Below are 9,424 nucleotides of genomic sequence, written 5' to 3' on the forward strand. Positions count from 1 at the left end.
GCGGACGGCGCGACCCCGGCCGCCGGTACTCAACGCTTACTTCAGTTCGACCTTGGCGCCGGCTGCTTCCAGCTGGGCCTTGAACTTGTCCGCGTCGGCCTTGGAAACGGCTTCCTTGACCGGCTTCGGAGCCGCCTCGACCAGGTCCTTGGCTTCCTTGAGGCCAAGACCGGTGATGGCGCGAACTTCCTTGATGACGTTGATCTTCTGAGCGCCTGCTTCGGTGAGGACGACGTCGAATTCCGTCTTTTCCTCGACCGGAGCAGCAGCGGCCGCGGCGCCGCCAGCAGCGGCAACCGCCACCGGAGCAGCGGCGGAAACGCCCCACTTTTCTTCAAGAAGCTTCGACAGCTCGGCCGCCTCGAGGACGGTCAGCTTCGAAAGGTCGTCTACGATCTTTGCCAGATCAGCCATTGCAATGTTCCTTCATAAGGTTCGAACGTGTGTTTGTGATAGCGAGGAACGGCCTCATGCCGCCTCGTCCTTCCGGGCGTAAGCGCCGATGACGCGCGCGACCGAAGCCGCAGGCGCATTGACGATCTGGGCGATCCGGGTTGCCGGCGTGGCGATCATGCCAACCAGCCTGGCGCGCAGCTCATCGAGCGACGGAAGTGTGGCGAGTGCCTTCACACCGTCGGCGTTGAGCGAGGTGGTGCCCATTGCGCCGCCGAGAATGACGAGCTTGTCATTTCCCTTGGCGAAATCGGACGCGACCTTCGGCGCCGCAATCGGATCCTCCGAATAGGCGATCAGCGTCTGTCCCTTGAACAGCTCGATGATCGATGCGGAGTCCGTGCCCTGAAGAGCGATTTTGGCGAGACGGTTCTTCGCGACTTTGACGGTGCCACCGGCGGCGCGCATTTTCGACCGAAGGTCGTTCATTTGCGCGACGGTGATACCGGCGTAGTGGGCCACGACGACTGAACCAGCGCCTGAGAACGCATCATTCAGGCCCGTGACGAGTTCGCGTTTTTCCGCTCTGTCCACTGCCTATCTCCAGTTGACCCCTGCCCTCTACGAAGGACAGGCGTCGGGTTGCCTTTTGCCGGCCGGGCCATCCAGTAACGGATCTCCCGAACGACGCTCGAGGATCCTGCCCCCTTTCGCCACACCTGCCGGCAAGCCGGACGGTGCGCAGACAAAAGGCAAACACGGTTCGAACCTTTCATTGGAGCGTTCGCTCCTTTGTCCGGTCTTCACCCGTCTCATGCAGGCCCACATGAATTAAGGCCCACATCACCTAAGGCTTGGGGGCCGCCTGCAATCTCGGACAGGATGTCCGGAAGCCTTTCGACTTCCGGTACCGGGCCGCCGACAGGTCGGAGGCCCGGAATTCTTTCACGGATCAGCGTCTTAGCGGCCGATCCAATTGTTCGTATCAGGACGCTGCGAGCGTCGAGACGTCGAGCTTGAGGCCCGGGCCCATCGTCGAGGTGACCGACACCTTCTTGACGTAATTGCCCTTGGCACCAGCCGGCTTTGCCCTGGTCACCGCATCGGCGAAGGCGCGGACGTTCTCTTCCAGCGCCTTGACGTCGAACGAGACCTTGCCGACGCCGGCATGAACGATGCCGGCCTTCTCGACGCGGAACTCGACGGCGCCGCCCTTCGATGCCTTCACGGCGGCGGCCACGTCGGTGGTGACGGTGCCGACCTTCGGGTTCGGCATCATGCCGCGCGGGCCGAGCACCTTGCCGAGACGGCCGACCAGCGGCATCATGTCCGGCGTGGCGATGCAGCGGTCGAAGTCGATCGTGCCCTTCTGGACGATGTCGACCAGATCCTCGGCTCCGACGATGTCGGCGCCGGCGGCCTTGGCCTCCTCGGCCTTGTCACCGCGCGCGAACACGGCGACGCGAACGCTGCGGCCGGTGCCGTTCGGCAGGTTGACCACGCCGCGGACCATCTGGTCGGCATGGCGGGGGTCGACGCCGAGGTTCATCGCGACTTCGATGGTCTCGTCGAACTTCACCGAGGAGCGATCCTTGAGCAGCTTCAGCGCCTCACCCAAAGCGTAAGCCTTGTTGGGATCGATGCCTTCGCGGGTCTGCGATACACGCTTTGCAATCTTTGCCATGATCTCAGCCCACCACTTCCAGACCCATCGAGCGGGCGGAGCCCTCGACCATGCGCATGGCCGCCTCGACGTCGTTTGCGTTCAGATCCTTCATCTTCTGCTCGGCGATGGCGCGCACCTTGTCGCGGCCGATCGTGCCGGCCTTGACCTTGCCCGGCTCCTTCGAGCCCGACTTCAGGTTCGCGGCCTTCTTCAGGAAGTAGCTCACCGGCGGCGTCTTCATGACGAAGGTGAACGACTTGTCCTGGTAGTAGGTGATGACGACCGGAACCGGCGAGCCCTTTTCCATTTCCTGGGTCTGCGCGTTGAACGCCTTGCAGAACTCCATGATGTTGATGCCACGCTGACCAAGCGCCGGGCCGATCGGGGGCGACGGCGTCGCCGATCCCGCGGAAACCTGGAGCTTGAGCTGGCCTGCAATTTTCTTAGCCATCTCTCTTCCTGCCTTTTCTCATGCCGGTCTTGCCGGCGGTTGCAGTCTGGTGGTGCGGTCCGCGCGGCCGGCTAAAGCCGCATTCGCCTCCCACCCGTTTTGGCCGCGCGATCTCCGCGCCGCCTTCCCTGCCGCCGAAACCGGTGCAGGGATTTCGGATCAGCCCTTCTCGACCTGTCCGAATTCCAGATCGACCGGCACGGCGCGCCCGAAGATCGATACTTCCACCTTGAGCCGCGCCCGCTCCTCGTCCACTTCCTGGACGAAACCGTTGAACGACGCGAATGGTCCATCCGAAACGCGGATCGCTTCGCCGATCTCGAACGTCACCGACGGCTTCGGCCGCTCCACGCCTTCCTGAACCTGGTTCAGGATACGCTGGGCTTCGGCTTCGGTGATCGGCACCGGCTTGGAGTCGCCCAGGAACCCGGTGACCTTCGGCGTGTTCTTGACGAGCGAGAACACGGCATCGGTCAGATTGGCCTTCAACAGCACATAGCCCGGAAAGAACTTGCGCTCGGCATCGACCTTGCGGCCGCGGCGGATCTCGACGACCTTCTCGGTCGGCACCACGATCTGCTCGATGTCGGCGGACAGGCCCTTCTGCTTGGCCTTGTTCTCGATGTCCTCGGCGACCTTCTTTTCAAAGTTCGAGTAGGCGTGGACGATGTACCACCGCGCGGTCATTTTAAGACTTCTCCGTAATCGCCGGACTTACTGTCCGAGGCCGAGGATTTTTTCGACCGCAAAGCCCATGGCCACGTCTGCGGTAAAGAAAAAGATCATCGCGATGACCGCGAACACAAGGACCATCACCGTCGAGATCACCGTTTCGCGCCGCGACGGCCAAGTGACCTTGGCAGTCTCCGCGCGAACCTGCTGGAGAAAGGTGAAAGGATTTGTGGTTTTCGAAGCCATATGCCGCTCTGTCTGCAAGACCCGTTGGCCGGGTCTCCTGGATGATCCCGCTGGCCGGGACGTGCCGCTTGAGCGTGCGTTCGCGCCGAATCAGCGCAATCATTTCGCCCATGCAAATCAGACGCGTAAAGCCGGCTTCCCAGCTCCACGCGTCGCGTGTCTGTTTCGTCTACATAAAACCGATTCTTGATCCACGCAAGTGGCAAGTGTCCGCTTTATGACCAAACGCCGCCTCGGAACCATCCAGTCGTCCCGTCCCGGCTATGCGGCCCTTATGCCGCAACTTATGCTATATGGCAAGTCACAAGCCGGTTTTCAAAGGCTGCGCTGCAAAGGAATCGTTTTTTAGGTATCCATTCGAAGGAATGGCACGGGCAGCAGGGCTCGAACCTACGACCTGCGGTTTTGGAGACCGCCGCTCTACCAACTGAGCTATGCCCGTATGCGCATGTCGGCGCAGCAGGCGCTTCCTAAAAGCTTCCGCGCGCTCTGTAAAGAGCGACGTGCGCTGCCCAGCCTTCATCTTCGAAAGTCCAGGCGTCCTCCCGGCCATTTCCCGTCGATCCGTTGATTGCTGACGACCAAACCGACCCAGGGACGCACGATTTTTGGGTCGGTCAGATTGATATATTTTCCAACCAGCCCTTTCGCACTGACGCGCCGCGCGTCGATGAGCCCCTTGCGCACGCCATCATGCCAATCGAACAGTAGGTAAACTCTCTCTCCCGCGGTCTTCAGCTCGCCCCGGCCAGACTTCCATTTACCCTTGCTATCGCCTGGAATCGTGGGGTCGGCACCGCCGTTCCATCGGCTGGACCACCTGCCTTCGATGGTGTCGTTACGGTCGCGGTCGCTTTCGGTGCCCCAGGCTTCGGCGTTTTCATCGCTTGCAGCTCCCTCCAGTTTTACGCCGGCGGCGAACGCCGACACCTCCTCGTCGTCGGGAGTGGGGACATCCATGACACCGAACGGGTTTCGGGTTCCGCGGTTGCCGTCAAAGGTGCTGCCTGAATTTTTCTTGCCTTCCGATCTCATCGCAAAGTCTCCGGTTTTTAGTGAGGCCCCGCCAGTCGACGGCGACTTTAAACCGTTAGCCTGGAGGACCGAGACCTCCATAGCCACCCGTTTTCCTGGCCGGCAGGGTTTTCGACCGATTCGCGCCCGGTCAGTTTCCCGAAGGCGGCTTGTAGGGGCCGCCCGGCACGCCCCAACCCCAGACCGGCATTGGTTCCGTCTCGGGATCGCAGGTCGGACCTTTGTTGGAGTTCATCTTGGCCAGCCGCGATCCCCATTCGATATAGGCCATGAAGGCCGAGCGGAATTCGGGATCGTCAGGCAGCCCGATCTCGTCGGCGGCGTCGGCGAGGAGATTGATCCAGCGCCGGCGCTGCTCCTCCGTCAGATGCTTGCCGAGGTGATGCATCACCATTTCGCGATGGCCGCCATGCTTTTCGCTGTAGGTTTTCGGTCCACCGAAAACTTCGCCGATGAAGGCCGCGACGTGGGCCGGATGGTCCGCCGACATATGCTTGAACACCGGCCCGACAATGGGATCCCGAGAGACGTTGTCGTAGAAGGTCTGGGTCAGGCGGTTCAGCGCTTCGGTGCCGCCGGCCCATTCGAAACAATGTCGGGACGTCCTGGCTCATTTGCGATCCCTCGCCTGGCTGGTCTTCTACCACGCCGGACGATAGCGGAAACATCCAGCATCGCTCAACCTGTCTCGATGGCCAGCTTCCGAAACCGACGCGCCCCTACAATTTGGCGGGCGCCTCGGCCTGCGCATTGGGCGAGAGCACCACGCGGCAATTGTCAGGCTTCGGCACCGATCTGCACAGGGTGGCACCGGTCAGCTCGTCCACTGATTGCGGCCCAGTCGTCAGTCCGGCCCTCAGCATCACGTCAGGTTCGAGCTGACGCTCGACCGAAATGCGCTGAAGCGTCATGAACAGATCACGGTTGATTGCCATCTCGTCAAGGTAAGCCTTGATCAGCTGGGCTTGTCCCATCAGGTAAAGGCTGAGTAGCGCCCGTGGACCGACAAGCCGCCTGACGCCCCCAGCCAGCATCAGCGCGCAGGCCGAATCGCAGTCGCCTTTCGCATCGCTGGCCACTCCGGCATAGGCGCCATCTTTGGCCAAGCAATTCCACTCTTCCGGGTCGCAGCCAACGAAATCGGTACGGGCAACGGCGACGTCGAGCTTCTTTTCACGGATAAGTCGCCCCATCGCCAGAGCGCTGAACAAGTCGCCGCCTCGCGAGCTCACCACTATAGGCAGCCGCCGGCTGCCAAGCGTAGCGAGCAACTGGCCCAGCTTCTGCGGGGTTTGGCTCGTGATTACGCCTTGTGCCGAGATCCATTCCGGGCAGTCGGGATTGCAGGACGAATTGCTGCGGCGAACCACAACGAAGCGCATCTCGGGTGCCCCGTTCCCCGGCACTGCCACGAGCGGCCGAGCCCACATCCATTCCGGGCAGTGGGGCTCGCACATCGGATCGCTGCCGCGAACGAGTATGAAGCCCTTGTCCGGCGCCTCGTTTCCTGGCACTGCCTCGACCGGCTGAGCAGGTGCCTCCTTGGCCAGCTGAGAAAGTGGGACTTGAGCCGGCTGAGACGGTCCGGCCTTCGCTTCGATTGCTGCCACCTTGGCCGGCTTGGCATTCGCAGGGACCTCCCTGCAGTTCGGCGGCGCAGGACTCCGCTGGCATATGCCCGCCTGCGTAAGTATGTCGAGGGAGTCCCTGCTGGTGATCAGCTTCATCGTCAGCATGTCGTCGAGGGCGATCTGCCGGATGTCGCTGGCGGGCGTGGCCTTCATTCTGTCGATTACGCCCCGTCCGACACCCATGTCCCTGAGATAGGCCGAAAGTTTCCTCTCAAGCGCCTTGCTCATCTCATAGGTCTTGTAGCCGGCATTGTCTTGAGTGATGGTTTCTGTGGTGATCCTATATTTTTTGCCCCGCACAACTCGATAGGTGGTTCGATAGTGCCGTGTTGTGCGGAAATAGGTCGTAGTGATCTGATGGACGCCTAGATAGGCCCAACCGCCGACCACGCGTCCGACGCCTCCGGCAAACATCAGCGGACATGCGGAGTTGCACATGGCACCCCCGTCAGACGCAATGCCGAAATATGCTGCGCCCTTGCCGTCATTGGCCCGGCAATCTTTCATCCCGGGCCAACAATCGGAAAACTTGGTCGTACCGACGGCGATATCGAGCTTGTTTTTGCGGATTATTCGACCAAGCTGGAGCGCAGCATCGACATTGCCGCCCGGGGAATTGACGATGATCGGCAGTTTGCGGCGGCCGAGCGTCTTCAATATGCGCTTGAACTGCGCTGGCGTGCCCGCTTCGATGGCGCCTTCTGCCGAAATCCATTCCGGACAGTTAGACTCGCAGCCGGTCGCGTTGCTGCGCACGACGACGAATCGCATCGGCGAGAGATCATCGGATAATAGCTTCGGATCGGTCCAAGTCGTCGGATCGGACCATTTCGGGAAGACATCCTCGGCCTTTGCGGCGAAGGCAGCCATCGCCATGGCAATAACCAGCAGCCCGCGCCACCACCTTGCCACGCTATCTAAACGGCGTCCCGAAACCACGCTTGGCAAAAGCCCCCTTGATGCAACCTATAATAGTTGCGGCAATGGTGGTTGCAATAGCTTTGAAACACCCGCGCAAGATTGTTCTGCCTCGAGTCAGTAAGCGAAAAAGGCGGCCCGAAGACCGCCCTTTCGCATCGACCGGCAATGCCGGCGCCGATCACTCTATAATGGTGACGACGACGCCAGCACCGACGGTGCGGCCGCCTTCACGGATGGCGAAGCGCAGCTTCTCTTCCATGGCGATCGGCACGATCAGCTCGCAGCTATCAAGCCCGCCTTACGATTTGACCGGCGTGCTGGCCTGAGCCTTGGCGCCCGAGGCTTCGCGGCAGTTCTCGGGCTGTGGCTCCGATCTGCAGATGCCGGGGCCTGTCAATTCGTCTGCCGATTGATGCCCGGTTGTCAGCCCGTATTTCAGCATCCTGTCGAGTTCGAGCTGCCGTTCGACTGAATTCAGCTGAATTGCGGTAAACAGACCGGGGCCGATGGCCATGTCCTCGAGATAGGCCTTGACCTTTTGCTCCTGCCCTACCGAATGCACGCTCAACTGTGCACGCGGGCCGACGAGGCGTTTGACACCGCCGGCGAGCATGATCGGACAGGCCGAGCCGCACGCGCCGCCGGCATCGACCGTCAGTCCGTTATAGACGCCGTCTTCGGCCGTGCAGTCGGCCTGCCGCGGTTCGCAGCCAATGAAATCTGTCCGCGCCACGGTGACGTCGAGCTTGCGTTCGCGGATCAGCCTTCCGGCCGCCAAAGCACCGAGCACATCACCACCCGGCGAGTTGATGACGATGGGCAGACGCCGGTCGCCGACGCCGTCCAGCAGTTGGCGCAGTTTTTCGGGCGTGTCGGCGGTAATTGTGCCTTCGGCCGAGATCCATTCCGGGCAGTTGGGATTGCAAAGCGGATTGCTGCCGCGGACCAGGACGAAGCGCATGTCTGCGGCCTCCTTCGGCCGCGTGGTTTCGTGCCCTGCGGGTGCAGGCTCGGCGTTCGCCACCACTTCGCCGGCCGGCTTCGCGACATTCGCCGGCGCCGGCAGCTCCCTACAACTCGCCGGCAACGGATCGGATTTGCATAGGGTTGGCGCGGTCAGCAGGTCGACGGCATCCAAGCTGGTGACGAGATTCATTTGCAGCATGTCGTAGGGAACCAGTTGCTGGATGCTGCTGGCCGGCGTGCCTTTCATGGTCTCGAGCACGCCCAGGCCGACGCCCATCTCCTTCAGATAGGCCGCCAGCTTCCGCTCCAGCGGCTTGTTCATCTCGTAGGTCTTGTAGCTGCCGGCGTTCTTCCGGCTGACGACCTTGGTGCTGAGGATCTTCTTCTTACCCTTCACCACGCGGTAGGTGGTGCGGTACAGCAATTTCGTCCGGATATAGGTCGTGGTGATCTGATGGACGCCGAGAAAGGCCCATTCCCCGACCACGCGCCGGATGCCACCGGAAAACATCAACGGACAGGCGGAATTGCAGATGGCGCCGTCGGCATAGGCATTGCCGAAATAACGGGCGCCCTTGCCGTCCTTTTCCTTGCAGTTTTTCACATCTGGCAGACAGCCGACGAACCGGGTTTTGCCGACGGCGATATCGAGCTTGTTCTTGCGGATCAGGCGACCAAGTGTCAGCGCCGCTTCGACATTGCCGCCGGGGGAATCGACGACGATCGGCAGCTTTCGGCCGCCAAGCGCCTTCAGCGTGCGTTTGAACAGGGCCGGCGTGCCGGCTTCTATCGAGCCTTCCGCCGATATCCATTCCGGACAGGTCGGCTCGCAGCCCGGCGCGCTGCTGCGGACGACGACGAACCGCATCGTCGGGCCGAGATCCGGCGTGGATTTTTCCGGCGTGGATTTCTTGGCATCGGCTGCGAAGGCAGCGTGGCCCAAGGCGAGCAACGACACCAGGCAGATCAGCCCTAACGACCACAATGCCTGACTATGCAAACGGCGCCATGGAACCATTCGGGCAGCCCCCTCGATGCAACCTATACTAGTTACGGCAGAGGCGCTTGCAACAGGATTTGAAGCAAGGCGGTTAATCTATTCGAATCAAAAAGGCGGCCCGAAGACCGCCCTTTCGCATTCGATCTCGACCGGCAACGCCGGCGTTGATTACTCTTTGATGGTGACGACGATGCCGGCACCGACGGTGCGGCCGCCTTCACGGATGGCGAAGCGCAGCTTCTCTTCCATGGCGATCGGCACGATCAGCTCGACATCGACGGTGATGTTGTCGCCCGGCATCACCATCTCGGTGCCTTCCGGCAGCGACACGATGCCGGTCACGTCCGTCGTGCGGAAATAGAACTGCGGACGGTAGTTGGTGAAGAACGGCGTGTGACGGCCGCCCTCGTCCTTGGTCAGGATGTAGGCTTCGGCGACGAACT

Annotated in this window: 10 protein-coding genes, 1 tRNA gene and 2 pseudogenes; all 13 read right to left on the reverse strand. The window is 61.6% G+C overall.

What is annotated here, in order from left to right:
• Positions 1–36: 36 nt before the first annotated feature.
• Positions 37–414 (reverse strand): 50S ribosomal protein L7/L12, encoded by a 378-nt coding sequence (gene rplL, locus NKH89_RS03645; RefSeq protein ID WP_023680442.1) that lies wholly within the window; start codon positions 412–414, stop codon positions 37–39.
• A 54-nt stretch (positions 415–468) separates the two neighbouring features.
• Positions 469–987: a 50S ribosomal protein L10 gene (gene rplJ / locus NKH89_RS03650; RefSeq protein ID WP_015317994.1), complete on the reverse strand. Its 519-nt coding sequence runs from the start codon at positions 985–987 to the stop codon at positions 469–471.
• A 391-nt stretch (positions 988–1,378) separates the two neighbouring features.
• Positions 1,379–2,077: a 50S ribosomal protein L1 gene (gene rplA, locus NKH89_RS03655; RefSeq protein ID WP_352485033.1), complete on the reverse strand. Its 699-nt coding sequence runs from the start codon at positions 2,075–2,077 to the stop codon at positions 1,379–1,381.
• Positions 2,078–2,081: 4 nt separating this feature from the next.
• A complete protein-coding gene (gene rplK, locus NKH89_RS03660; protein WP_023680440.1) occupies positions 2,082–2,510 on the reverse strand; it encodes a 50S ribosomal protein L11 in 429 nt (142 codons plus the stop codon).
• A 159-nt stretch (positions 2,511–2,669) separates the two neighbouring features.
• On the reverse strand, positions 2,670–3,197 hold the full coding sequence (nusG, locus tag NKH89_RS03665) for a transcription termination/antitermination protein NusG (RefSeq protein ID WP_006333333.1): 528 nt from the start codon (positions 3,195–3,197) through the stop codon (positions 2,670–2,672).
• Between the two features lie 27 nt (positions 3,198–3,224).
• Complete coding sequence (gene secE / locus NKH89_RS03670) at positions 3,225–3,428, reverse strand: preprotein translocase subunit SecE (protein ID WP_023721668.1); 204 nt, start codon at positions 3,426–3,428, stop codon at positions 3,225–3,227.
• Between the two features lie 366 nt (positions 3,429–3,794).
• Positions 3,795–3,870, reverse strand: a tRNA-Trp gene (locus NKH89_RS03675).
• Between the two features lie 77 nt (positions 3,871–3,947).
• Positions 3,948–4,463 (reverse strand): hypothetical protein, encoded by a 516-nt coding sequence (locus NKH89_RS03680; protein WP_352485035.1) that lies wholly within the window; start codon positions 4,461–4,463, stop codon positions 3,948–3,950.
• 130 nt (positions 4,464–4,593) lie between these two features.
• Positions 4,594–5,077 (reverse strand): annotated as a pseudogene (locus tag NKH89_RS03685) (group II truncated hemoglobin).
• Positions 5,078–5,182: 105 nt separating this feature from the next.
• On the reverse strand, positions 5,183–6,865 hold the full coding sequence (locus NKH89_RS03690) for a COG3904 family protein (RefSeq protein WP_502896862.1): 1,683 nt from the start codon (positions 6,863–6,865) through the stop codon (positions 5,183–5,185).
• Positions 6,866–7,193: 328 nt separating this feature from the next.
• Positions 7,194–7,292 (reverse strand): annotated as a pseudogene (locus NKH89_RS03695) (EF-Tu C-terminal domain-related protein); the annotation flags it as partial.
• Positions 7,293–7,313: 21 nt separating this feature from the next.
• Entirely contained in the window at positions 7,314–8,999 is a 1,686-nt protein-coding gene (locus tag NKH89_RS03700; protein ID WP_023721630.1) for a COG3904 family protein, read from the reverse strand.
• 150 nt (positions 9,000–9,149) lie between these two features.
• Positions 9,150–9,424, reverse strand: a 275-nt coding sequence (locus NKH89_RS03705) for an EF-Tu C-terminal domain-related protein (RefSeq protein ID WP_502895947.1), incomplete at its 5' end; no start/stop codon positions are given.

This window comes from Mesorhizobium sp. M0923, assembly GCF_040319365.1.
Classification (GTDB): domain Bacteria; phylum Pseudomonadota; class Alphaproteobacteria; order Rhizobiales; family Rhizobiaceae; genus Mesorhizobium.